Source organism: Micromonospora chokoriensis (assembly GCF_900091505.1).
Classification (GTDB): Bacteria; Actinomycetota; Actinomycetes; order Mycobacteriales; family Micromonosporaceae; genus Micromonospora; species Micromonospora chokoriensis.
The window spans coordinates 1,735,535-1,759,243 of sequence record NZ_LT607409.1 but is presented as its reverse complement, the minus strand read 5'-3'; the positions used below and the strand labels follow the sequence as shown (position 1 = coordinate 1,759,243).

At 72.5% G+C, this 23,709-nt stretch carries 22 protein-coding genes; 13 read left to right on the top strand and 9 right to left on the bottom strand.

Annotated features, from left to right (window positions below; translation table 11 throughout):
• The first annotated feature begins 310 nt into the window (after window positions 1-310).
• The 8 genes from GA0070612_RS08270 to GA0070612_RS08235 all read left to right on the top strand — a co-directional run bounded on the left by GA0070612_RS08270 (window position 311) and on the right by GA0070612_RS08235 (window position 9,558).
• On the top strand, window positions 311-1,489 hold the full coding sequence (locus tag GA0070612_RS08270; protein ID WP_088987377.1) for a hypothetical protein: 1,179 nt from the start codon (window positions 311-313) through the stop codon (window positions 1,487-1,489).
• On the top strand, window positions 1,476-4,046 hold the full coding sequence (locus GA0070612_RS08265) for a sensor histidine kinase (RefSeq protein WP_088987376.1): 2,571 nt from the start codon (window positions 1,476-1,478) through the stop codon (window positions 4,044-4,046). The genes GA0070612_RS08270 and GA0070612_RS08265 overlap by 14 nt, the downstream gene beginning before the upstream one ends.
• A complete protein-coding gene (locus GA0070612_RS08260) occupies window positions 4,043-4,519 on the top strand; it encodes a roadblock/LC7 domain-containing protein (protein WP_197699335.1) in 477 nt (158 codons plus the stop codon). The genes GA0070612_RS08265 and GA0070612_RS08260 overlap by 4 nt, the downstream gene beginning before the upstream one ends.
• Complete coding sequence (locus GA0070612_RS08255) at window positions 4,516-5,001, top strand: DUF742 domain-containing protein (RefSeq protein WP_088987375.1); 486 nt, start codon at window positions 4,516-4,518, stop codon at window positions 4,999-5,001. The genes GA0070612_RS08260 and GA0070612_RS08255 overlap by 4 nt, the downstream gene beginning before the upstream one ends.
• Window positions 4,979-5,737 (top strand): GTP-binding protein, encoded by a 759-nt coding sequence (locus tag GA0070612_RS08250; RefSeq protein WP_197699334.1) that lies wholly within the window; start codon window positions 4,979-4,981, stop codon window positions 5,735-5,737. The genes GA0070612_RS08255 and GA0070612_RS08250 overlap by 23 nt, the downstream gene beginning before the upstream one ends.
• A 38-nt stretch (window positions 5,738-5,775) precedes the next feature.
• A complete protein-coding gene (locus GA0070612_RS08245) occupies window positions 5,776-6,282 on the top strand; it encodes a hypothetical protein (RefSeq protein ID WP_088987374.1) in 507 nt (168 codons plus the stop codon).
• 36 nt (window positions 6,283-6,318) lie between these two features.
• Entirely contained in the window at window positions 6,319-8,532 is a 2,214-nt protein-coding gene (locus GA0070612_RS08240; RefSeq protein ID WP_088991354.1) for an AAA family ATPase, read from the top strand.
• A gap of 93 nt (window positions 8,533-8,625) precedes the next feature.
• Window positions 8,626-9,558, top strand: a complete 933-nt coding sequence (locus GA0070612_RS08235) for an NHL repeat-containing protein (RefSeq protein ID WP_157742443.1) — start codon at window positions 8,626-8,628, stop codon at window positions 9,556-9,558.
• Window positions 9,559-9,607: 49 nt separating this feature from the next.
• On the opposite strand, the gene GA0070612_RS08230 is transcribed toward GA0070612_RS08235, so the two are convergent.
• The 6 genes from GA0070612_RS08230 to GA0070612_RS08205 form a co-directional block, all read right to left on the bottom strand.
• Window positions 9,608-10,117: a GNAT family N-acetyltransferase gene (locus GA0070612_RS08230; RefSeq protein WP_088987372.1), complete on the bottom strand. Its 510-nt coding sequence runs from the start codon at window positions 10,115-10,117 to the stop codon at window positions 9,608-9,610.
• Between the two features lie 131 nt (window positions 10,118-10,248).
• Complete coding sequence (locus GA0070612_RS08225) at window positions 10,249-11,085, bottom strand: hypothetical protein (RefSeq protein ID WP_231924507.1); 837 nt, start codon at window positions 11,083-11,085, stop codon at window positions 10,249-10,251.
• Window positions 11,086-11,246: 161 nt separating this feature from the next.
• Entirely contained in the window at window positions 11,247-11,675 is a 429-nt protein-coding gene (locus GA0070612_RS08220) for a DUF3263 domain-containing protein (RefSeq protein ID WP_088987370.1), read from the bottom strand.
• Between the two features lie 105 nt (window positions 11,676-11,780).
• Window positions 11,781-12,797 (bottom strand): ABC transporter permease subunit, encoded by a 1,017-nt coding sequence (locus tag GA0070612_RS08215; RefSeq protein ID WP_088991353.1) that lies wholly within the window; start codon window positions 12,795-12,797, stop codon window positions 11,781-11,783.
• Entirely contained in the window at window positions 12,794-13,717 is a 924-nt protein-coding gene (locus GA0070612_RS08210) for an ATP-binding cassette domain-containing protein (protein WP_197699416.1), read from the bottom strand. The genes GA0070612_RS08215 and GA0070612_RS08210 overlap by 4 nt, the downstream gene beginning before the upstream one ends.
• Window positions 13,718-13,925: 208 nt before the next feature.
• On the bottom strand, window positions 13,926-14,711 hold the full coding sequence (locus GA0070612_RS08205) for a DeoR/GlpR family DNA-binding transcription regulator (protein ID WP_088987368.1): 786 nt from the start codon (window positions 14,709-14,711) through the stop codon (window positions 13,926-13,928).
• Between the two features lie 200 nt (window positions 14,712-14,911).
• On the opposite strand from GA0070612_RS08205, the gene GA0070612_RS08200 reads away from it, so the two are divergent.
• From GA0070612_RS08200 to nagA, 3 genes are read left to right on the top strand one after another with little or no spacing between them, the layout of a single operon-like run.
• Entirely contained in the window at window positions 14,912-15,841 is a 930-nt protein-coding gene (locus tag GA0070612_RS08200) for an SIS domain-containing protein (protein ID WP_088987367.1), read from the top strand.
• The gene (locus GA0070612_RS08195) at window positions 15,838-16,812 is read left to right on the top strand and encodes an ROK family protein (protein WP_088987366.1); all 975 of its coding nucleotides are present in this window, start codon (window positions 15,838-15,840) and stop codon (window positions 16,810-16,812) included. Before GA0070612_RS08200 ends, GA0070612_RS08195 begins: the two co-directional genes overlap by 4 nt.
• Window positions 16,809-17,918: an N-acetylglucosamine-6-phosphate deacetylase gene (gene nagA / locus GA0070612_RS08190; RefSeq protein ID WP_088987365.1), complete on the top strand. Its 1,110-nt coding sequence runs from the start codon at window positions 16,809-16,811 to the stop codon at window positions 17,916-17,918. Before GA0070612_RS08195 ends, nagA begins: the two co-directional genes overlap by 4 nt.
• A gap of 655 nt (window positions 17,919-18,573) precedes the next feature.
• Here nagA and GA0070612_RS08185 read toward each other — a convergent pair.
• Window positions 18,574-19,785, bottom strand: a complete 1,212-nt coding sequence (locus GA0070612_RS08185; RefSeq protein ID WP_408630538.1) for a DUF4032 domain-containing protein — start codon at window positions 19,783-19,785, stop codon at window positions 18,574-18,576.
• A gap of 132 nt (window positions 19,786-19,917) precedes the next feature.
• On the opposite strand from GA0070612_RS08185, the gene GA0070612_RS08180 reads away from it, so the two are divergent.
• Together GA0070612_RS08180 and GA0070612_RS08175 are read left to right on the top strand one after the other, a co-directional pair.
• On the top strand, window positions 19,918-20,655 hold the full coding sequence (locus GA0070612_RS08180; protein WP_197699415.1) for a phosphatase PAP2 family protein: 738 nt from the start codon (window positions 19,918-19,920) through the stop codon (window positions 20,653-20,655).
• Window positions 20,656-20,666: 11 nt separating this feature from the next.
• Window positions 20,667-21,932 (top strand): APC family permease, encoded by a 1,266-nt coding sequence (locus GA0070612_RS08175; RefSeq protein ID WP_088987362.1) that lies wholly within the window; start codon window positions 20,667-20,669, stop codon window positions 21,930-21,932.
• Here GA0070612_RS08175 and GA0070612_RS08170 read toward each other — a convergent pair.
• Window positions 21,911-22,696, bottom strand: coding sequence for an ABC transporter permease (locus GA0070612_RS08170; protein ID WP_088987361.1), 786 nt, complete (start codon window positions 22,694-22,696; stop codon window positions 21,911-21,913). The genes GA0070612_RS08175 and GA0070612_RS08170 overlap by 22 nt on opposite strands.
• Window positions 22,693-23,682: an ATP-binding cassette domain-containing protein gene (locus tag GA0070612_RS08165; RefSeq protein WP_088987360.1), complete on the bottom strand. Its 990-nt coding sequence runs from the start codon at window positions 23,680-23,682 to the stop codon at window positions 22,693-22,695. Before GA0070612_RS08165 ends, GA0070612_RS08170 begins: the two co-directional genes overlap by 4 nt.
• Window positions 23,683-23,709: the final 27 nt, after the last annotated feature.

Sequence of the window (23,709 nt, the reverse complement as noted above, 5' to 3'; positions counted from 1 at the left end):
GCCCCGATCGGTGGCGGATGGGGGTGCGAGCGCGCAACGTCCGACGCGGCCCAGCGAGTTGACTTCGGATTCCGTGAATTCCGATCTTTTCCCGGATATCCATACCGATCCCTCCATGTCACACCCATCGACGCAACAGAGCGTGCCCAAGACGCGGACAAATGGTGACATCGCTCGAAGTGACGCGAACCTGACTCGGCGACCGAGGCCTGCTGAGTGGGCGTTTCGATTAGTTTTCCGGTCCGGTGCACGGGACTGTTCGGCTACCCGGGACCGCACCAGTCCGCGCCCCCGCCGGAGGAGACAACACATGACAGTCCCCGCGCCGCGGGCCCGTCGACGGCCGTCCACCATGGGCCGTCTGCTGCCCCTGCTGCTCATCGGGGCACTACTCGCGCCGGTGGGGCTGCTCGTCACGTTCGCCTGGCAACAGACCAGTGACGACCGGAGCCTGGCCGCCCGCGAACGGCTCGGCGTGCAGTACCTCACCGCCCTGGCCGGAGTCACCGACGCCCTGGTGGAGGCCCAGTCCGCCACCGTCAACGGCCGCCCGGTCGCCCGGGAGGCGTTGGACCGGGCGGTCGAGGAGGCCGCCGCGGTGGACGCGCGCATCGGCGTCGAACTCCTCAGCCAGGAACGCTGGGCCGGCGTACGGGCCAAGCTGGAGGCGCTGCGCGGACGCAGCGCCTCCGACCCGGAGTCCGCGTACACGGCGTACGGGGAGGCCACCGATCTCCTGCTGGCCCTGCACCGCAAGGTCCGGGAGAGCTCCGGGCTGGTCCGGGATCCCGTCGCCGACTCCTTCTTCCTCCAGGACAGCGCCGGCCAGGAGTTGCCCGAGGCGGTGGTGGCCGCCGGTCGGCTCGCCGACCTGAGTGCGCTGATCTCCCGTCGGCCCGCCGCCGAGCAGGCCCGCGGCCTGATGGAGCTGAGCGGTCTGCGGGTGGCCGCACTCACACCCGCCGGCGACCTCGTCGACAACCTGCGCTCCGCCGTGGACGGCTCGGAGAGCACCGATCTCGGCGCGAACGTGCTGACCCCGCTCGACACCTACCAACGCTCGGTGGAGGCGCTGGCCGCCTACTCGATCCCGGCCAGGGGCACGGGTGTCGTGGACCAGGCCCAGTTGGCAGCTGCCGCGCTCAACACGCACCGCTCGGCGCGTCAACTGCAACCGGTCATCCTCACCGAACTCGACGCCCTGCTGGTCGAGCGCATCGACGAGCTGGACCGGGACCGCTGGTCGATCGTCGCAGCGGGAGTGGTGGCGGTGCTGCTGCTGGGCTGGCTCGCCGCGCTGCTGGTCAACGCCGCCGCCCGGGCCCGACGCCGGGCCGCCCTCGCTGCCAACCACACCGAGAGCACTGACACCCCCGTGCCCAACGATCCGTGGCAACCAGCGGTCAACGAGCCCCGAGGGCCGCAACCCGTCGGCGTCGTCCGGGAACCGGAGACCGCACAGTGGGGGGCGTTCGATGCTGCTCGGTAGGCTCCGCATCCGCGGCAAGCTCGCCCTGCTCGTGGTGATCCCGCTGCTCAGCATGGTCGGACTGGCCGTGCCGGTCATGCTCGACCGGGTGGCCGCGGCACAGCGGGCCGGCGACACCGCCGAGCGGGTACGTCTCGCCAGCCGGGTCGGCAGCCTGGTCCAGGAGTTGCAGCAGGAACGCATCCTCTCCATCGGGTACCTGCTCGGCCGGGTGGAACGCAGCGAGCTGGTCCGCAAGTCCGCCGACGTGGACGACCGGGTGGCCGACCTGAGAGCCGGTCGCAACGAAGCGTTGACCGACCGGGTGGACAGCGCCCTGGACCGGGTGTCCAGCCTCGTCGACCTGCGGGCCGCCGTGCTGGCCCGGACCGCGAACCCCGGTCAGGTGATGGAGACGTTCCGCCCGATCAACACGGGGATCATCGAGTCCCTGCGACTGGTGATCGGTGTGGACACCGACACGTTGCCCGGCCGTCAGGTGCTCGCTCTCGACGGTCTGCTCCGGTCCGACGAGGGCCTGGCCGCCTGTGCCACGCTGAGCCTGCTCGTCAAGGCGGCCGGCACCCCGGACACCGTAGCCGGCTACGTCGCGTGCATCGCCGCGCTCCAGGTCGACAACGCACGCTTCCGCGGCCTGATCACGCCCGAACAGCTCGCTGTGGCCCAGCTCAACGACGCGGCCGTGGCCGCTCGTACCAGCCCGGACTTCCTGACCACCAGCGCCCGGGACCCGGCCGCCGCGGTCCGTCCCGTACCGATGGAGGCGCTCTTCCCGGCCGTCCGCACGATGATTCGGCTCGGTCAGTTCGTCGAGAAGAAGCTGATCGCCGACGTCCTCGCCGAGGCGACCGCCGAGCAGCAGCGGGCGCTCACCGCCGCGTACCTGGTCGGTGCCGCGGCGGCGTTGATCCTGACGCTGGTGGTGCTGCTCAGTGTGGCGGTCGCGCGGACGGTGGCGCGACCGTTGACCCGCCTCACCAGCTCCGCCGACCGGGTCGCCCGCGTCGCCGAGGCCGAGCTGGTCCGGGTCACCGACGACGAGGCCGAGAGCCCACAACCGGTCCGGTTGGAACCGGTGGACATCCGGGCCAACGACGAGATCGGCGATCTGGCGCGGGCCTTCGACCGGGTGCAGAACACCGCGGCGCGGCTGGTCGAGCGGCAGGTCGCCGGCCGACGCAACGTGGCGCAGATGTTCGGTCACGTCGGGCGGCGCACCCAGAACCTGGTGGGCCGGCAGATCGCGCTGATCGACAGGCTGGAGCAGCAGGAGGCCGACCCGGGCCGGCTGGAGCACCTGTACCGCCTCGACCACATCTCCAGCCGGTTGCGCCGCAACGCCGGCAGCCTGGTGGTGCTCTCCGGCGCAGCCGGGGCCGACGGCCACACCGCGCCGGTGCCGCTGGCCGACCTGGTCCGGTTGGCGCTGGGCGAGATCGAGGACTACACCCGGGTCGAGGTGCGGGTGCCGGCGGGTATCTCGGCCGCGCCGGCGGTGGTCGGCGACCTCATCCTGGCATTGGCCGAGCTGATGGAGAACGCCACGGTCTTCTCGCCGCCGCACACCCGGGTGCTGGTGGCCGCCGAGGCGGCCGGACTCGGCGCGCGGATCACGGTGGTCGACCACGGCATCGGCATGAGCGAACAACGGCTGGCCGAGGAGAACGCCCGGTTCACCCGCCGGGAACGGCTCGACCTGGCCCCCACCGAGGTGCTCGGTCTCTTCGTGGTCGGTCGGCTGGCACGTCGGCACGGCTGGGAGGTGGGGCTGTCCTCCACCGGAGGCGGTGGGGTGACCGCACACCTGGAGATCCCGGCGACGTCACTGGTGCTGCGTCGCGCCGACCGGGCCGGAGCTGCCGTGGCCCGGGCCACCGTGCCGGAACGAGATCGGCGTACGGCGGCGGTGGAGCCCGAGCCCGAGCAGGACGCCCGCCCCCTCGCTGCGGCCGTCGCCGCGCCGGCCCGCTTCGACTCAGATCTCCTCAGCCGGGCCACCCGCAGCCTGGAGGCCGGCCCGTCCTGGAACGCGTTCGGTCACAGCCAGCCCGAGCAGGCCACGCCCCCCACGCCCCCGGTGCCGGAACCGTCGGACGCACCGACCGGGCCGCGCATCCGGCAGCGGGTGCCCGGGGCCAGCCTGGGCGCCTCCACCGCGCCGACCCGGCCGGTGGACGCCACCGGGGCGGACCCCGCCGCGGCCCGCGCGTTGGTCGAGGCGTTCCAAGCCGGTGTACGCCGAGCCGAGGCGACCGGTGTCAGGTCGGGCGTGGCCGACCCGGGCGCGACAGTCGACCTGCCGAGCACACCGGGAGGCGCCGGCCCGACGGTGGCCGGCAACGGTGGCCCGTCGGACGGCGCTCCGGGTCGCCCCCGGCTGAGCCGACGGGTGCCGGGGGCGAACCTCACCGTCGTCCCGGCGTGCCAGCCGCCCAGCACGCACCTCGGTGACCCGGCCGAGGTCCGGAACCTCATCAGCGAGTTCGAGGCGGGCGTTGCCCGCGCTCTGCGCGAAGTCAGCCCAGACGACCGGAACGAAGAAGGATCATCACGGTGACCAGCCCCTTCCTGCACGACAACGTCGAGCACCAGAGCCAGCCCGCCGCCAGTGGGGACCTCAGCCCGGAGGCCCGTACGTTCAACTGGCTGCTTGATTCCTTCACGTCCAGCACAGCCGGGGTCCTGGAGGCGATCGCGGTCTCCTCGGACGGCCTGCTGATGGCCATGTCGGCGATCAAGGACCGGTCCAACGCGGAACGGTTGGCGGCCGTCGTGTCCGGGATGACCAGCCTGGCCGGTGGAGCAGCCAGCTGGTACGCGCTCGGTGGCCTGAACCGGGTGATCGTCGACATGGCCGACGGCTACCTGCTGATCAGCGCGATCAGCAGCGGTTCCGTGCTCGGGGTGGTCGCCGACCGGTCGGCGAACCTGGGCACCGTCGCATACGAGATGACGCTCTTCGCCGGGCGGGCCGGCGGTGCCCTGACCCCGCGTCTGATCGTCGAGTTGAAGAACGCCGTCCAGCAGTGACCCCGGAGGTCGCCGGCGAGGACGCGGACCCGGACCCGCGGGTCCGGATCCGCCCGTACCTGCGCACGCCGTCTCCCGCCGGGGAGGGCGCGGCGGCACCGGCGCTGCCCGAGCCGGAGGTGGGCGGTGGCGGGCCGGCAGGTCCGCGTCCGTTCGTGCTCACCTCCGGGCGGGTGACCGGCGCGGACCCGGCGATCGGGCTGGAGACCCAGGTGACCGTCCGGATGGACAGCGGCTGGTGGTCCGGCCCGCCGGACGCGGTGATGGCACCGGAGATCCAGGCGATCATCGCGCTCTGCGCCGAGCCGATCTCGGTGGCCGAGATCTCGGCCCGGACCCGGTTGCACTTCGGTGTGACGCGGGTCCTGGTCGGTGACCTACGGGCGTCCGGGCACCTGGACGTGCACGTCTCCGACACCGACGACGCCCTCGATCCCCATCTCATCCTGCGAGTGATTGATGGACTCCGTGCGATCTCCTGAATGGCCGGTCGCCCCGCTGGGCGGGGCCTCCGCGAACAGCGCCGCCGCCCGGTACGGCGTGGCACCGGGCACCGGGCCGGTGGTCGGGCGTGCCGGCCCGCCTCCGAGCGCGGCACCGCCGCCGTACCGGCCCTCGTCGGGCGGGCTGCCGACGCCGCCGGTCGGTAAGCCGGCCGCGCCGCCGATCCCGGTCAAGATCCTGGTCGCCGGGGGCTTCGGGGTGGGCAAGACCACCACGGTCGGCGCGATCTCCGAGATCGCACCCCTCACCACCGAGGCCGAGATGACCACCGCCGGGATCGGCGTGGACGACCCGGGTGCCCGGTCGACCAAGACGACCACCACCGTGGCGATGGATTTCGGTTGTGTGACCATCGACCGCAGTCTCAAGCTCTACCTGTTCGGCACGCCGGGGCAGTCCCGGTTCGGCTTCATGTGGGACGACCTCGCGCGGGGGGCGCTGGGCGCGCTGGTGGTGGTGGACAGCTCCCGGCTGGACGACTGCTTCCCGGCGATCGACTTCTTCGAACGGGCCGGGCTGCCGTTCGTGGTCGGGGTCAACGCCTTCGACGGGCGGCTGGCCCTGGAACTCGGCGAGATCCGTTGGGCGCTGGCCATCGGCGACCACGTGCCCCTGGTGCAGTTCGACGCCCGGGACCGGCTCTCGGTGCGGGACGCCCTGCTGGTCGTCCTGGACCGTGCGCTGGACCGGGCCACGCGGGACCGGAGGGCCTGAGCCGACCGGCTCCGGCCGTGGCGGGAAGGAGTGATCTGGTGAGGGGTGACCTCGACGAGACGCTGGCGCGGCTGGCCCGGCGCGAGGAGGCGCAGCGCCGACGGGTCAACGACCCGGACGACACCACACCGCCGACGGGTCAGCCGGTTCTCGGGCGCGGCAACGCCCGGCCGGGCCGGCACGACCCCCGCCACGCGGGGGCCGACCCCTCGGGTGACACGACCGGGTGGGGTCCGGTCGAGGAGGTGGCCGAGGCGGTACGCCAGGTCGTCGGCGCCCACCCGGGGCTGGTGGTGACCGTGCACGTGGAGCACGACGGGCGGACGTACCCGTTGCGGGTGTCCTGGGACGGGCCGGACGTCACTGTCGGTCCGCTGTCTCCGGTGGCGCCGGTGGAACCTCCACCGACGTGGCCGCTGTCCGGTCGGACGGTGCCCGCCTGGGCTCCGGGACCGGTCGGGTTGACCCCGGATCCGGCGGCCCGGTTGGCCGAGTTGATCCGACGGGACCCGTCGTTGTTGGACACGTTGGATCCACGGCGCTGACCGGCGGAGGTGGCCGACGACCGCTACGGTCGGGCGGTGGCGCAACCCGACCTGACCTTGACGGCGAGCCTTCGGTCGGCCGCGCTGGACGCCCGACGGGGCATCGTGCGGCTGCACCCGGAGGCGATGACCGCGCTGAACCTGCGTCCCGGTGACCCGGTCCGTCTCGCCGGCCGCCGGGAGACGGCCGGGATCGTGGCGGCGGCTGCTCCGGGCGCGAGCAGCGCCCTGCTGTACGCCGACGACCTGGTCCTGGGCAACCTGGGCCTGCGCGACGGCGGTCAGGTGCGGGTCAGCCCGGTGCCGCTGACCCCGGCGGGTCGGGTCGTCCTGGCCGGTCCGGCGGGGGTGGTGGCGGCGGTGAGCCCGGAGATGCTCCGGCTCGCTCTGCTGGGCAAGGTGCTCACCGCCGGTGACGACGTGTCGCTGTTGCCGCAGGACGTGCTGCCGGACGCGTCGGTGCGCGGCCTGGTCGAGGCGGCTCGTCGCAGCCTCGCCAACACCGTCGGTTTCGCCTGGACCAGCACCCTGCTGACAGTGGTCGCGGTCGAGCCGGTCGCCGGCGCTTTGGTCACCATGAACACGGCGGTCGCCTGGGAGCATGGCGCGACCACGCACGGGCCCGGCCCGGTCGAGACCGCACCGCCCGAGCCGCGCGGAACGGCCGACACGGCCCCGGCCGACGACGACGCCCCGGACGTGGACGAGCTACCCGGGCTGCGGGCCCAGGCCGAGGAGCTGACCGAACTGCTCGATCTCGGTTTCCACCACCGTGAGGTACTGGGCCGGCTGGGCACCACGATCTCGCTGGGGGTGCTGCTCGTCGGCCCGGCGGGCTCCGGGAAGTCGGCGTTGGTGCGGGCTGTCGCCGCCCGGGTCGGTGCCCGTGTCCACCCGATCTGGGCACCGGAGGTCGCCGCGCTGGCCAACCAGGCCGCCGCCGACCGACTGCGCGCCGCGGCGACAGCGGCCCGTGCCGGCGGACCCGCCGTGCTGCTGGTCAGCGACGTCGAGGCGCTCGCACCGGCGGACGAGCCCGGCCCGGTGGCGACGGTGTTCCGGCAGGTCCTCGTGGAGAGCGTCCGGGCCGGTGTCGCGGTGGTCTGCGCCACCAGCCGACCGGAGGCGGTCGACAGCGCGCTGCGCGCGCCGGACCTGTTGTCGCTGCGGATCAGCGTCCCGCTCCCCGACCAGGCGCTGCGCCGCGAACAGCTCACCGTGCTGACCCGGCAGGTGCCACTGGCCGACGACGTCCGGCTGGACGAGGTGGCCGGGCGTACCCCCGGGTTCGTCGCGGCGGACCTGGCCGCGCTGGTTCGGGAGGCCGGGGTACGCGCGGCGCTGCGGCAGAAGTCCGCCGAGACGCCGACGGTGTCGATGGCCGACTTCGCCGCCGCCCTGGAGGTGGTCCGGCCGACCACGATGGCCGCGTCCACCCTGGACCTCGCGTCGGTGACCCTCGACGACGTGGGTGGCCTGGACGAGGTCAAGCAGACCCTCACCGAGTCGGTGCTGTGGCCGTTGACCTACCCGGACACCTTCGCCCGGCTCGGCGTCCAGCCGCCGCGTGGCGTGCTGCTCTACGGGCCACCTGGCTGCGGCAAGACGTACCTGGTCACGGCCCTGGCCGGGTCGGGGCGGGCCAACGTGCTGTCGGTGAAGGGCGCCGAACTGCTCTCCAAGTGGGTCGGCGAGAGCGAGCGCGCGGTCCGGGAACTGTTCCGCCGGGCCCGGGAGGCGGCCCCCACCCTAATCTTCCTGGACGAGGTGGACGCGCTGGCCCCGGTACGCGGGCAGGCCACCGACGGGGGCACCACGGACCGGGTGGTCGCCGCGCTGCTCACCGAACTGGACGGGGTGGAGACGCTGCGCAACGTGGTGGTGGTCGGCGCGACGAACCGGCCGGACCTGGTCGACCCGGCGCTGCTGCGGCCGGGCCGGTTGGAGCGGCTGGTCTACGTGCCGCCGCCGGACGGGCCGGCCCGCGCGGAGATCCTGCGGGCCGCGTCCCGCCAGGTGCCGCTGGCCCCGGACGTGGACCTGTCGACCCTCGGCGACGAGTTGACCGGCTTCTCCGCCGCCGACTGCGCCGCGCTGGTGCGGGAGGCGGCGCTGGCCGCCATGCGGGAGTCGCTCGCCGCCGCGACGGTCACCGCCGCGCACGTGGCGACCGCGCGGGCACGGGTACGCCCGTCGCTGGACCCGGCCCAGGTGGCCTGGCTGGCCGCGTACGCCGCTGACCGGGAGTGAGCAGAGCAGCACAACCTTTCGTCGCGCCCCGGACGTCCGTAGAACGTCATGGTCCGCAGTGGAGTCGTCCACTCCGACGTCAGGCGGTGCTCCTTGCACAGACTCTTCTCTCTCCTCGTCGTCCCGCTGCTGGCGGCGGCGACAGTGTCCACGGTCGGCTCGTCGGCGGCGGCACACCCGTCGAAGCCGTTCCCGGCCCGGATCGCCCTGCCCGACGGCTTCACGCCCGAGGGGTTGACCATCGGCGACGGCACCACCGTCTATGTGGGCTCCGTCCTCGACGGCGCGGTGTGGCGGGGTGACCTCCGCACCGGACGCGGCTCGGTGCTGATCCCCGGCACACCGGGCAAGCCCAAGGCGGGCCTCGAACTCGACCGGCGGGGCCGGCTCTGGACCGCCGACTTCTACACCGGCGGGGCCAGCGTGTACGACCCGCGCACCGGTGCCCGCCTGGCCCACTACCAGTTCAACGACGGGTCGAACACTCTGGTCAACGACATGGTGATCACCGAACGGGCGGTCTACCTCACCGACTCCGTACGCCCGGTGCTGTACGTGGTGCCGCTGGGCCCGAGCGGTCGTCTGCCGGCTCCCACCGCAGTCCGGGTGCTGCCGCTGACCGGTCCGGGGGCGACGCCGGACGCGTTCAACAACGGGATCGTGGCGCTGCCGAACGGAGACCTGTTGGTCGCGCAGATGCTGACCGGGCAACTGGTCCGCGTCAATCCGCGTACCGGCGGCAGCGCGCTCTTCGACCTCGGTGGTTACTCGGTCGACCGGGCCGACGGGCTGGTGCTGCGGGGGCGCACCCTGCACGTGATCCGGAACCTGTCCAACGTCATCGCCGTGGTCCGGCTCAACGGCGCGTACACCGCCGGGGTGGTGCAGCGGGAGATCACCGGGCCGCAGCTGCGGTCACCGGCCACCGGCGACCTGCTCGGCTCCGCGTTGTACGTGGTGAACGGCCGCTTCGACGTGGAGTCGACGCCGAGCACCGACTACGACATCGTCCGCGTACCGGCCTGACCGCCGACGGTCGGCGGCGGCCAGCCCGGTCGCCGCCGACCGGCCGGCGTCAGAGTGCGGGTGGCGTCGAGTCGAGACAGATCTCGGCACGCACCTTCCCGTCCTGCTCATGCAGTTTCGCGCCGCATTTCTTGAGGACGGCGACGGCACCGGCGTTGTCCGGATCCGTCTCCGCGACGACGATTCGCATCCCCGCCCGGGCGGCGGCGTTCAACAACTCCCGCAGGGCTGCCGCGCCGATCCCCTGCCCGCGCGCCGAGCGACCGAGCCACATCCCGGTTTCGACCGTGTCGGGCTCGTCACAACGTGTCATCCGCACCATACCCACCACCTCGCCGCCGGCGAGGATCGCGTACATCTGCGAGCGGGTCGGGCCGTCCAGCCCGCCGAAGCTCGCCCGGTGGAACTCCCGGAACGCCTCGCGGCGGGCGAGCGACCAACCGGCGGGCGCCTCGACCGGCGGCATGACATCGCCCGGCTCCGCCTCGGCAGCCGCTACGGAGAGCAACGGCTCCAGGTTCCCCTCGTCCACCGGCTCCAGCCGGACCGCACCCGCCACGTGCCGCAGTCTGCCGCCCCCATCGGCCGAAGTCCACCCCAATGGCGATGCACTGGCGGTCCGGCTACCGGTCCCGGCCGGTCGGGCGGCCTGGGTGTTGCTCATCACGCTCTGTCGTCACCCGTTGGTGGTCAGCCGGTCGGCTCGAACTCGCAGAACACCACCGAGGCGTCGTCGGTGGCCTTGTGTCGGCGCAACCGGTCACTGTGGTCGCGCTCGGCAGCCCGGACCCGGTCGATCAACCCGCCCGGCCCGTCCGCGCTGAGCAGGTCCAGCAGACCGGGCCAGTCGGTCAACCCGAACTGCTCCACAGCGCTGGACGCGCCGTCGCTGAGCAGAGCCGCCCGGCGCAGCGCCGTCGGACCGTGCCGGGGCAGGGTCCCGGTGACGGCGTGGAAGGCCGCGTCGGGGTCGGCCGCCGCGACCCAGTAGCCGTGGGTGCGGTTCATCCGCTCCCGCTGGACGCTCACCGCGTGCCGGAACCGGGTGGCCGGGTCCGCCGCCCCGCCCGGCAGCACGGCGACCGTCTCCCGCAACTCCGCCATCGCCGTGTCCAGCCGGTTGTCGGTCACCACGCTCACCTGACCGCCACAGTCCAGGACCAGCGGGCTGTCGCAGAGCACCAGGTAGTCGACCTGGTCACCGCAGTCGCGCAGGAGGCAGACCGTGCTGGACGGGGGGCCGGGATGGTCGAGGTCGCACTGCTCGCCGTGGTCGGCGCGTACCGCGAGGATGGCGGCGGCCAGGTTACTGGTCAGACGGGCCGCCGGGCGGACCGCCTCCGCCACGGCGATCCGGGCGGCGAGGTGCCGGACGTACCACTCCGGCCCGTGTACGCAGCCGGTGTCGAAGCCCTCCGGCACTGTCGCGCCGTCGAGGACGCCGACGAGCGGAGCGATCCGGAACACCAGATCCTCGTTGACCGGTCGGCCCGGGGCCGGCGCGGACGCGGATCGCACCCGCATCATCGGCACACCTGCCGAAGGTTGGCACCCGCCACCGCCCGCTCCCTCCGTCGCCTCCGGTCCCAGCTACCAGCGAGGCCGGAACGCTGCCCGCGTACCCCCTGGGTCGGGTGACATTCCTGGCCGGATGACTCACTCCCGCGGTGCACGACCAGCGGAGCCGGTCAGCGGCGACGGTTGCGGGCCCGCGACGAACGCAGCCGACGGAGTCGACCGATCAGCACGGGGTCGGCGGCGAGTGCGGCCGGATTGTCCAGCAGCCCGTTGAGCAGTTGGTAGTAGCGGGTCGAGGAGACCCCGAAGGTGTCCCGGACGGCCTGCTCCTTGGCCCCGGCGTGCCGCCACCACTGCTGCTCGAAGGTGAGGATGGCGCGTTCGCGCTCGGTCAACCCGGCCGCCGGGTCGACGGGCTGGACGTGCGCGTGCTCGGTCGGCGACGCCGACTCGTCGGCGGTCCCGGTCGGCTCGGCCGGCTGCGCCGGCTCGTCGGCGGTCTCGATGGGCGGCGCCGGCCGGGGAGTCGGAACGGTCGGCCCGACGCCACCCGGACGAGCGTCGGCGGACGACTCTGGGGTGGTGGCGTCGGCGGACATTCGCTCAGCCTAGCCAGCGCGGACCCCGGTCGCAGCAGCCGGCGCGACGGTGCCGGGACGCACGGAGGCCCCCGGCGCGTGCCGGGGGCCTCCGTAGCCGGTATGTCAGGAGATGTCGCGGCGACGCATCGCCCAGAGCGCCGCCCCGAGGATCACCACCAACCCGACCGAGAACAGCACTGACGACTGCTGCCAGGTGATGTCCATCGTCTCCGGTTTGCACTCCCCGAAGTAGGTCGCGTTGCAGGAGTTCCAGTTCTGCAACGTCACCGTCTTCGTCATCCAGGCCAGCGCGTACGTGGGTAGCAGCCAGGCCTCGGCGAACTTCACGCTCGCCATCGACAGCAGGATGCCCAGGCCGAACTGGCCGACCACCATCACCGCCACCACGCCACCGAGGGCCATCGCGGTGTGCCGTCCCAGCGAGGCGAGGGCGAAGCCGATGGTGGTCAGCACCAGCACCAGCGCCACACCGCGTACCCCGGTCAGGATGGCCGACTGGATGACGCCGGAGGTCACCTTGTCGGTGCTGCCCCGGAAGGTGGCGACCGCCCAGAACCCGGCGAACCAGAGCACCGCGGCGGGCAACGTCACCGCGAGGATGCCGGTGAGCAGCGCGGCCAGCTTGGTGAGGAGTACGGTGAGCCGCTTCGGCCGCCAGAGGAGCAGGTTCATCATGCCGCCGGTGCTCCACTCGGCGCCCACGAAGGACGCGCCGATCACGAACCCGACGAGCGCGAGGATCGCCGCGAACGGGATCAGCGTCTCGTCGAACGTCTCCCGGAAGTTGAACGTCGACGGCAGGAACCACTCCGCCTCGATCTGCTCCCGGGGCGGGGCCGTGATCACCGAGCAGTCGTCGGGAAAGCGGCGGTCGCTCGGCGTGCCGGCCGTCTTGGCCTTCTCACACTCGGCGCGCTCCTGCTCGCTCCAGCGCACCTGCTCCTGGTACTGCTGGTCGGCCTGACGTTCGGCCCGGGCGAGCTGCGTGGCATCGATCTTCTGGTTGGTGAAGAACACGCCGACCACCACCGCGGCCAGCACCACCAGGCCGAGCAGCGTCATGTACCTGGTGAAACGCCGCTTGGTGAGCCGGCGCAGCTCCGTACGATAGAGGCTCACGCGCCCCACCCTCCTCCGGCGGGGCCGGGCTGACCCGTCCCGCCGACCTTCATGGACTCGTCGACCTGCCGGTGCTGACCGGGGACCGGCGCGGTGGCGGTCAGTTCGAGGAAGACGCTCTCCAGATCGACGGCGATCGGCGCCAACTCGCTGACGTACAGGTTCTGCTCGGCGAGCAGACGCGTCACAGTGGCCGGCTTGTCGACGCCGGTCAGCATCAGGTGGTCGGGGTGCCCGGTGACCCGGATCCCGGCCTTGGTGAGCGCCTCGGTGGCCACCGGCAGGTCGCTGACCGCCTCCAGCCGGACCCGGACCGCACCCGAGGAGTGCTGCGCGAGCACCTCGTCGACCGGGCCGAACGCGACCCGGCGGCCCAGCGAGATGATGGTGACCGAGTCACAGATCAGCTGGATCTCGCCGAGGATGTGACTCGACAGCAGCACTGTCATCCCGGATTCCGCGAGATTGCGCATCAGCGAACGCATCTCCCGGATGCCGCCCGGGTCGAGGCCGTTGGCGGGCTCGTCGAGGATGAGCAGCTTCGGGTTCTTCAGCAGGGCTGAGGCCACGGCGAGCCGCTGCTTCATGCCCAACGAGTACGTCTTGACCCGCTCGCCGGCCCGGTCGCGCAGCCCGACGAGCTCCAACACCTCGTCGACCCGGGTGGCCGGCACCTCGCCCGCCCCGGCCAGCAGGGACAGCGTGTCCCGGGCGGTGAAGTGTGGGAAGAACTGCGGGCTCTCCACGATCGCGCCGACCTGGCCGGCGACGGTGGGCAGCGCGTCGGGGACCTCGTGCCCGAGCAGCGCCATCCGGCCGCCGTCGGGTCGGATCAGGCCGAGCAGGGTACGCAGCGTGGTGGTCTTGCCGGACCCGTTGGGACCCAGGAAGCCGTGCACCTGCCCTGCCTCGACCCGCATGTCGAACCCGTCGAGCGCGTTGCGGGTGCCGCGTCGACGACTCTTGTACGTCTTACGTAGACCTTCGATCTCCAGGACAGCTGGCAAGCTGCACCTCCCCCGATGGGTGGGCGTGACAGCCGACACCATACGCGGTATGCAGACGCACGCAATACGCGGTATGCATCGACGCGCCGAACTGACTACTTCATCGACGGAGCGTGACGGTTCAGGCGCAGACGACCTGGACGCCGGCGGCGCGGAACGCCTCCACCACCTCCGGCGCGGCACCGGAGTCGGTCACCAACGTCTCCACCCGCTCGACGGGGCAGATGCGGGCGAAGGCGTGGCCGCCCAACTTGGACGAGTCGGCGATGATCACCACTCGCTTGGCCCGAGCCACCATCAGGTTGTTCATCGCCGCCTCACCCTCGTGGTGGGCGGCCGCGCCGAGTTGCGGGTCGATCGCGTCCACACCCAGCAACGCGACGTCCAGGGTGACCTCACGCAGCAGCGCCCCGCCCAGCGGGCCGACGAGTTCGAACGACTTCGGGCGCACCACCCCGCCGGCCACCACGACCTTCATCCGGGACCGCACCAGCAGCTCGTTGGCGATGTTCAGCGCGTTGGTGACCACGGTGAGCTGGGCGCCCTCGGCGCTGGTGTTCAGGTCGGGCCGGACGGCGAGGGCCCTCGCCACCTCGGTGCTGGTGGTGCCGCCGTTCAGGCCGACCACGGTGCCCGGCGTGACCAGCGCGGCGGCGGCAGCGCCGATCCGCTGCTTCTCCGCCGAGTGCTTCGCCGTCTTGTAGCGCAGCGGCAGGTCGTACGAGACGCCGTTGGCGACCGCCCCACCCCGCGTCCTCGTGATCATCTGCTGCTGGGCGAGCTGGTCGAAGTCGCGCCGGATGGTGGCCTGGGAGACGTCCAACCGCTCGGCCGCCGCCTCGACGCTGACCCGGCCGTTGTCGGTCAGCATCTCGAGAAGGGCGTTCCATCTGGCGTACCGGTCCACCGCGGAGGCCCTCCCAGCAACTGCACGGACGGTGATTGATTGCGTGCACACTAGTGCGCGAAACTAGGTGGGCGCAAAAGACTGACCTGCGCGATCGGCTGGCCGGTTGCCACGGCCACCGGCATTCGCGCAGAATAACGCGCGAAATGCGGCTCTAACGAGCCGTATTGCGCACCGGTCGCCCCTGCGAGGAGTTTGCCATGGCGTACGTGGACGCGGAGATCGCGAGCCAACCCGACTGTTGGCGGGAGGCAGCCGAACTGGCCGGCGTCGTCCACGGCGACCTGCCGCACCCCGGTGAACGCGTCGCGGTGGTCGGTTGCGGCACGTCGTGGTTCATGGCGATGGCGTACGCGGCCCGCCGCGAGCAGGCCGGCCAGGGTGAGACCGACGCGTTCCAGGCGTCCGAGTTCCCCACCGACCGCCACTACGACCGGCTGATCGCCATCAGCCGCTCCGGCTGCACCACCGAGGTGCTCGAACTGCTCGCCGCACTACGTGGACGGACACCCACCACTGTCATCGTCGGCGACCCGGCGTCCCCGGCGGTCGACCTCGCCACCGCCGCGGTGACCATGCCCTTCGCCGACGAGCGGGCGGTGGTGCAGACCCGCTTCGCGACCACCGCGCTGGCCCTGCTCCGCGCCCACCTCGGCGACCCGGTCACCGCGCTCGCCGCCGACGCCGAGGTGGCGGTGCGCTCCCCACTGCCGATCGACCCGGCCGCCATCGGGCAGGTCACCTTCCTCGGTCGGGGGTGGACGATCGGGTTGGCCCAGGCTGCCGCCCTGAAGTGCCGCGAAACGGCGATCTTCTGGGCCGAGGCGTACCCGGCGATGGACTACCGACACGGGCCCATCTCGGTCGCCGCACCCGGCCGCCTGGTCTGGGCGTTCGGCGACCTGCCCGACGGGCTCCCCGAGGACGTGGCCGCCACCGGCGCGGCTTTCGTCCACAGCCGCACCCACGGTTGGCGCACGGTGCTCGGCAGCTGGTCCGCTGGTCGTACCCCGGTCGACCCGATGGCCGACCTGATCCTGGCGCAACGCTTCGCGGTCGCGTTGGCCACCAGCCGGGGCCTCGACCCGGACGCGCCCCGGCACCTGTCCCGGGCCGTGGTGCTGGCATGAACGACGACGACGCCACCGCGCCTACCGACCCGGTGGTCGTCGCGCTGGACGTCGGTGGCACCGGCATGAAGTGTGCCCTGGTCCGGCCGGACGGCGTCCCGGTACGCACCGAGCGGCACCCCACCGACGCCGCGCGCGGCCCGGCGGCAGTGGTCGCCACCATCCTGGACGTGGCCGAAGGGCTCGCCGACAAGGCCCGCGCCGACGGCCTCACCCCGATCGCGGTCGGCATCGCCGTCCCCGGTGTGGTGGATGAGGCACGGGGTGTCGCGGTCTGGTCGGCGAACGTCGGCTTCCGGGACGTACCCCTGCGGGACCTGGCGGTGCGACGGCTCGGCCTGCCGACGGCGCTCGGCCACGACGTGCGTGTGGGTGGTCTCGCCGAGGCCCGGCTCGGCGCCGGTCGCGGCACCGGGCACGTGCTGTTCGTGGCGATCGGCACCGGCATCGCCGCCGCGCACGTCGTGGACGGCCACGCCGCCGTCGGCGCGCACGGTGCCGCCGGGGAGATCGGCCACATCCTGGTCCGGCCGGACGGGCCGCGCTGCGGCTGCGGCCGACCCGGCTGCCTGGAGGCGGTCGCCTCGGCCGCGGCGGTCGGACGCCGCTACGCGGAGCTGGCCGGCGAGGCTGCCGACGGTCCGGTGTCAGCCGCCGAGGTGGCCGAACGGGCCGCAACCGGCGAACCGCTCGCCGGCCAGATCTGGCAGGAGACGGTCGAGGCGCTCGCCGACGGTCTGGCCAGCGGGCAGGCGCTGTTCGACGTGGCGACGATCGTGCTCGGCGGCGGCCTCGCCCAGGCCGGTGAGCTGCTGCTGACCCCGCTGCGGGCGGCGCTGCACGAACGGATGACCTTCCACCGGGAGCCGCGACTGGTCGCGGCAGCCCTCGGCGACGAGGCCGGTTGCCTCGGTGCCGCCCTGCTCGCACTGGACGCCGCGCGCGGCCACGACCACCAGGAGAAACGATGACGGTACGGGTGAACGGCCGCGTGGTGACCCCGACCGGTGTCATCCGACAGGGCTGTGTCGAGTGGGACGGGGATCGGATCACCGCGGTCGCCGAGTACCCGTCGGTCCGGGACGGGCACTGGATCCTGCCGGGCTTCGTGGACATGCACACGCATGGCGGGGGCGGGCACACCTTCACCACCGGCGATGCCGCCGAGGCCCGGGCGGCTGCCGACTTCCACCTCGCGCACGGTACGACCACCCTGCTGGCGAGCCTGGTCAGCGCTCCCTTCGAGTTGATGCGCTCGTCGACCGAGGCGTTCGCCCCGCTGGTGGAGGAGGGCGTGCTGGCAGGTGTCCACTTCGAAGGGCCCTACCTCTCCGCGGTGCGGTGCGGCGCGCAGAACCCGGAGTACCTCCGCGACCCGTCGACCGACGAGCTGACCGAGCTGATCAAGCTGGGTCGGGGCGCGGTCCGGATGGTGACCCTCGCTCCGGAACGCGAGGGCGCGTTGGAGGCGATCAGGCTGCTCGCCTCGCAGCGGGTGGTGGCGGCGGTCGGCCACACCGACGCCACGTACGCGCAGACCCAGGCCGCCGTCGCCGCCGGAGCGAGTGTCGGCACCCACCTGTTCAACGGCATGCGACCGGTGCACCACCGTGAGCCGGGCCCGGTGGTCGCCCTGCTCGACGCGCCCACAGTGACCTGTGAGCTGATCGCCGATGGGGTGCACCTGCACGACGGCATGCTGACCTACGTCGCCGCGACCGCCGGTCCGGACCGGGCCGCGCTGATCACCGACGCGATGGCCGCCGCCGGAATGGCGGACGGGGAGTACGAGCTGGGCGGTCAGGCCGTCACGGTGACCGACGGCGTGGCCCGACTCGCCCGCGACGGCGCGATCGCCGGAAGCACCCTGACCATGGACGCCGCACTGCGGCACGCCGTCAATGCCGGAATCCCGATGGCCGACGCGGCTCGCATGGTGGCCACCACCCCGGCCCGGGCCATCGGCCTGGGTGACCGGGTCGGCGCCCTCCAGGTCGGACTCCGCGCCGACCTGGTGGTGCTGGACGACGACCTGAACGTCGTGCGCGTGCTGCACGGAGGCTCCTGGGTGGAGTGACCCTCGGCCGCTGCCGGCTGCGCCGCCGGTCGAGCGGCCCCACATCCGGGAACAGAACAGGCACGCGAGCAGCCTGACGCCGGATCGCCTGCACAGTGCCGGTCACGTCGCGCTGCCCACGTCGGGGGCAACTCGACACGGCACTCAGAGCCTTTGGAGCTGAATCGTTTACGACATCGGTCTCGTCAGCGGCGTGCCCCGGCCATGCGACGCGACCGGGCAACGAGCGGCCCGGCAGTCCAGGAGCACGGGCCAGCCGAGCCGGCCTGACCGGCCCCAGCCGACCCGCCGAACTGACCAACCGAGCCAACCGGCCCAGCCCAACCAGCCCAACCCAACCAGCCCAACCCAATCAGCCCAGCCCAGCCCAGCCCAACCCAATCAGCCCAGCCCAACCCGGCCCAGCCCAACCCGGCCCAGCCCAATCAGCCCAGCCCAAACCGGCCCAGCCCAAACCGGCCCGGCCCAAACCGGCCAGGGCTGAATCGTTTACGACATCAGCTCCAAAGGCAGCCGACAGATAGTCCGGTCGCCGAGCCGACGAAGCATCCATGAGAGCTCAGGCCCGGACAACCAGCAGGCCCGGACGACCACGCCCGGACGACCACGCCCAGACGACCAGGCCCGGATCAGCAGGTCGCGGTCGGCGTGGGCCTCAGCTGAGGCTGGAGACTTCCACGCCGAGGATGGCCTGCTCGTCGGGGCGGTGCACCAGCACGTCGGTCAGGTACGACTGGACCGCGTGGCGCATCCCGACGTCCCGGCCGGCCTGCTCGGAGAGCAGCCACTTGTGCTCGATGATCTGCGCGAACAGCTCCTGCGGCTCCAACTTGCGACGCAGGTGCGCGGGAACCGCCCGGACCACCGGCTCGAAGACCTCGGTCAGCCAACGGTGCGCGGCCTGCTGCTCGTCGACGAGGTCGCTCTCCGCCCGGTAGGCGTCGAGGTCGTTGAGCAGCTTGCGGGCCTGGTTCTCCTCGGCGTCCAGACCGGTCAGCCGTAACAGCCGCCGGGTGTGGTAACCCGCGTCCACCACCTTCGGCCGGACCAGGAAACGCCCGTCCTCGCCGCCCGACATGGCCACCTCGGCCACGTCGAAGCCCAGTTCGTTGAGGCGGCGGATCCGGCCCTCGATGTCGCGCCGGGCCTCCCGCTCGATCGCCTGCTCGTAGGTGATCTCGTGCCACAGCCGCTCGTAGCGCTGCACGACCTCCTCGCAGACCACCTCCGGGTCGATGGACTCGTGCAGCAGGCCGGCGGCCTGAAGGTCCAACGCCTCGCCGAAGATGTTCACCCGGGCGATCTCCAGGTCCTCACCGCGCTGACCGTTGGAGAGCGAGTTGTGCAAGGCGCCGGTCTCCGCGTCCACGAGGTAGGCGGCGAACGCGCCCGCGTCCCGGCGGAACAGTGTGTTCGACAGTGAGCAGTCGCCCCAGAAGAAGCCGGTCAGGTGCATCCGCACGATCAGGGCGGCGAGCGCGTCGAGCAGCCGGCTCATCGTCTCCGGTCGCAGCGTGTGCGAGAAGAGCGCCCGGTACGGCAGCGAGAACTGCAGGTGCCGGGTGATCAGCACGGATTCGAGGGGCTCGCCGTCCTCGGTCTGCCGGTCGGCGACGACCGCCACCGCCTCGACCGCCGGGAAGTCGATCCGCTCCAGGGCCCGGAGCAGGTCGTACTCCCGCTCGGCGATCCGCTCGCGGGTCTCCTTGAACGCGTACACGAAGTCACCGAGCCGGACGAACCGGACGATGTGTCGGGAGATGCCCTGCGGCAGGGCCACCAGATGTTGGGCAGGCCACTCCTCCAGCGGAGTCGACCAGGGCAGGTCGAGCAGCGCCGGGTCCACGAGGGCAGACGTGATCCGCACGGGCACAAGCATGACGCCTCGCCCCCCGCATCCGCCTCTGATCGTGGTTGGGCCCACAGCGCCGGACACCCCGGCCTCGCGCCGGGCCGGTAGCGTGGTCGCGTGTTCACACCCACGGCGGTACGACGTGACCTGCGGCTACGGCCCGTCCGCCCGGCCGGCTGGTGGTTCGACGCGCTGCTGCTGGTCGGATTGGTGGGGTTGACGGTGGCGCTGGCCGCCGATCAGCTCTTCGGGTTGGACCGGGCTGTCGCCGACTGGGCCGACGCGCATCGGCCGACGGCCGCGTACTGGGTCGCCCGGGTGTTGAACTTCCTCGGCCAGGGCACCCCGCTGACCCTGATCGGCGTCGGGCTGGGCGTGCTGCTGGCCGTCCGGCTGCGGTCGGTGCGGCCGATCCTGCTGCCGGTGGTCGGGTTCGTGATCACGACCTTCACGATCGGTCCGCTGAAGGTCTGGACCGCGCGGGCGGCACCGAGCGCCAGCGTCAAGGAGCCGTTCCTGACACCCGAGCAGACCCTGCCGCTGTTCCACGACGACCTGCCGGTGCGATTCGCCCAGTCCTACCCCTCGGGGCACGTCGCCAACGCCATCGTCTGGTACGGCGTCATCGCGCTCCTGCTCGCTCCGCTGGCCCGCAGCTTCGGCCGGCAACTCCCGAGCCGGCTCGTCACCGTGATCCGCGTCGTCCCGCCGCTGGTGGTCCTCACCACCACCACCTACCTGGGTTGGCACTGGCTGACTGACTCGGTGGCCGGGCTGCTGCTGGGCCTCCTCCTGGACCGGCTGCTGCACCGGGTGCCCTGGGACGACCTCCCCCTTCCCGGCCGGTTACGAAAACGGGACCGACCGTTCACGTCGTACCCCTAGGGTTTCGGTCCGTGGATCAACTGGCGCGGCGACTCGGCGTACCCGATGCGGTTGTCATCGGGTTGGGCTCGATGCTCGGCGCGGGCGTCTTCGTGGTCTTCGGTCCGGCCGCGGCGGCGGCCGGCGGCACCGGCCTGCTGCCCGCGCTGGTGCTCGCCGCTTTCATCGCCTTCTGCAACGCGACCAGTTCGGCGCTGCTGGCGGCCCGGTACCCGGAGTCCGGCGGCACCTACGTCTACGGGCGGGAACGGCTCGGGCCGTTCGCCGGGTTCGTGGCCGGTTGGGGATTCGTGGTCGGCAAGACGGCGAGCTGTGCGGCGATGGCGTTGACCATCGGGGCGTACCTGTGGCCGGGGCAGGCCCGGCTGGTCGCCGTCGGCGCGGTCCTCGCGGTGACCGCCGTGAACCTGCGCGGCATCGCCAAGACGGCCACCGCCACGAAGCTGCTGGTGGTGCTCGTGCTCGCGGTGCTGACAGTGGTCGCTGTGGTCGGCGTGGTGGGCGGTCCGGTGCGCCTGGACCGATTGGGCGAGCCGGGCGGTTCCGCCCGGGGCGTGCTCACCGCGGCCGGGCTGCTGTTCTTCGCCTTCGCCGGCTATGCCCGGATCGCCACCCTCGGCGAGGAGGTCCGCGACCCGCACCGGACCATCCCCCGCGCGGTGCCGCTGGCCCTCGGGCTGGTGTTCGTGATCTACCTGGTGCTGGCCGTGGTCACGCTCGGCGTGCTCGGCGCCGACCGGCTGGCCGGGTCCGCCGCGCCCCTGGTCGACGTGGTGACCGCCGCCGGGCTGCCCGGCCTGGCCTGGGTGGTCCGGGCCGGGGCGACGATCGCGGTCGTCGGCGTGCTGCTGTCCCTGGTCGCCGGGGTGGGCCGGACCACCCTCGCGATGGCCCGCCGCCACGACCTGCCCGGGGCGTTGGCCGCCGTGCACCGGGTACGCCAGGTGCCCCACCGGGCCGAGGTGGCGGTGGCCGCCGTGGTGATCGTCGTGGTGCTGCTCGGCGACGTACGGCAGGCGATCGGCTTCTCCAGCTGCACGGTGCTGGTCTACTACGCGATCACCAACGCGGCGGCGCTCACGTTGGGCCGGGACCCGGACCGACGGTTGCCGGTCCGGGTCGTCGCCGGTCTGGGGCTGGTCGGCTGTCTGCTGCTCGCGGTCAACCTGCCGCTCGGCAGCGTCCTCGCCGGGTTCGGCGTGCTCGCCGTCGGGGCCGCCTGGTACGCGCTACGCGCGGGCCACCGGCGGTCCGGTCAGCGGCTCAACCGCCGGTAGCGGCGCACCGCCAACGGGGCGAAGATCGCGATCAGGAGCACCGGCCACAGCACCGCCAACAGCAGGGCGTGCTCCGCCGGCCAGGAGTCGCCACCCAGCCCCGGGTTGCCGAACAGCTCACGCATCGCCGCGACGGTGGCCGACAACGGGTTCCACTCCGAGATCGTTCCGATGACCGGCGGCATCAGTTCGGGCGACACGAACACGTTGGAGATCGCGGTGAGCGGAAACGCGGCCGGGAAGACGATCACGCCGACGGTGTCCGGGTTGCGGACCAGCAGCGCCAGGTAGATCCCGATCCAGGTGATCGCGACGCGCAGCAGCAGGAGCAGCCCGACGGCGAGCAGCGCCCTGCCCACACCCTCCCGCCACTGCCACCCGACGAGCAGACCACAGACCAGCAGGGTGGACATCTCCAGCAGCGCGCGGAGCAGGTCGGCCGCACTGCGACCGGTCATCAGGGCGGACCGGGCCATCGGCATCGACCGGAACCGGTCCACGACACCGCGACTGAGGTCCAACGCCACGCCGGTCGCGGTGGCGCCCAGGCCGTACAGCATCGTCATCACGAAGACACCGGGCAGCAGGAACTCGCGGTAGTTGCCACCGCCGGCCACCTGCATGCCGCTGCCGAACACGTACCCGAAGACGAGCACGAACATGATCGGCAGTGAGAAGTAGAGGATCAGCTCCTCCGGCGAGCGGACCACGTGGATCATGTTCCGCCTGGTCATCGTCCAACCGTCGGCCACCGCCGCCGTCATGCCAGGTCCGCCTCTCGTCCCACCCCGACGGGCTCGCGAGCCTCGTCGGGCCGGTGCCCGGTCAGGTACAGGAAAGCCTCGTCCAACGTCGCGCGCCGCAGACCGATGTCCTCGACCGCGATTCCGGCGTCGTCCAACGCACGCACCACGTCGACCAGCCCGGCGACCCGGTCGGCCACCGGGACGCTGAGTCGCCGGACCTCCGGGTCGACGTCGGGTTCGGCGTCGCAGATCGACGCGACGACGCGGGCGGCCCGGGTCAGGGCGACGGCCTCGCGGACCACCACCTCGACCCGGTCACCGCCGGTCATCGCCTTCAGCTCGTCCGGTGAGCCCTCGGCCACCACCCGCCCGGCGTCGATCACCGAGATGCGGTCGGCGAGCTGATCGGCCTCCTCCAGGTACTGCGTGGTGAGCAGCACTGTGGTCCCGTCCGCGACGAGGGCGCGAACCAGGTCCCACACCTGGTTGCGGCTGCGCGGGTCCAGGCCGGTGGTGGGTTCGTCGAGAAAGAGCACCCGCGGGGTACGGATCAGACTGGCGGCGAGGTCCAGCCGTCGGCGCATCCCGCCCGAGTACTCACCGGCGGAGCGACTCGCCGCGTCCCCCAGTGCGAACCGTTCCAGCAGCTCGTCGGCGCGTTGACGGGCCGCCCGACGGTCGAGCCGGAAAAGCCGGCCGAACAGCTCCAGGTTCTGCCGGCCGCTGAGGGTCTCGTCGACCGCCGCGTACTGCCCGGTCAGCCCGATCCGGGCGCGCACCTCGTCCGGCTGGCGCAGCACGTCGTACCCGGCCACGCTGGCCCGGCCCGCGTCGAAACGCAGCAGCGTGGCAAGGATCCGTACCGCCGTCGTCTTGCCCGCGCCGTTGGGGCCGAGCAGCCCGTACACCGTGCCGGCCGGGACGGCCAGGTCGAACGAGTCCAGCGCGCGGGTCGGGCCGTACCGCTTGCCCAGGCCCTCGGCGACCACTTCGAATGTCGTCATGCCCCCACGGTGCGGGGGTCCGCTGAC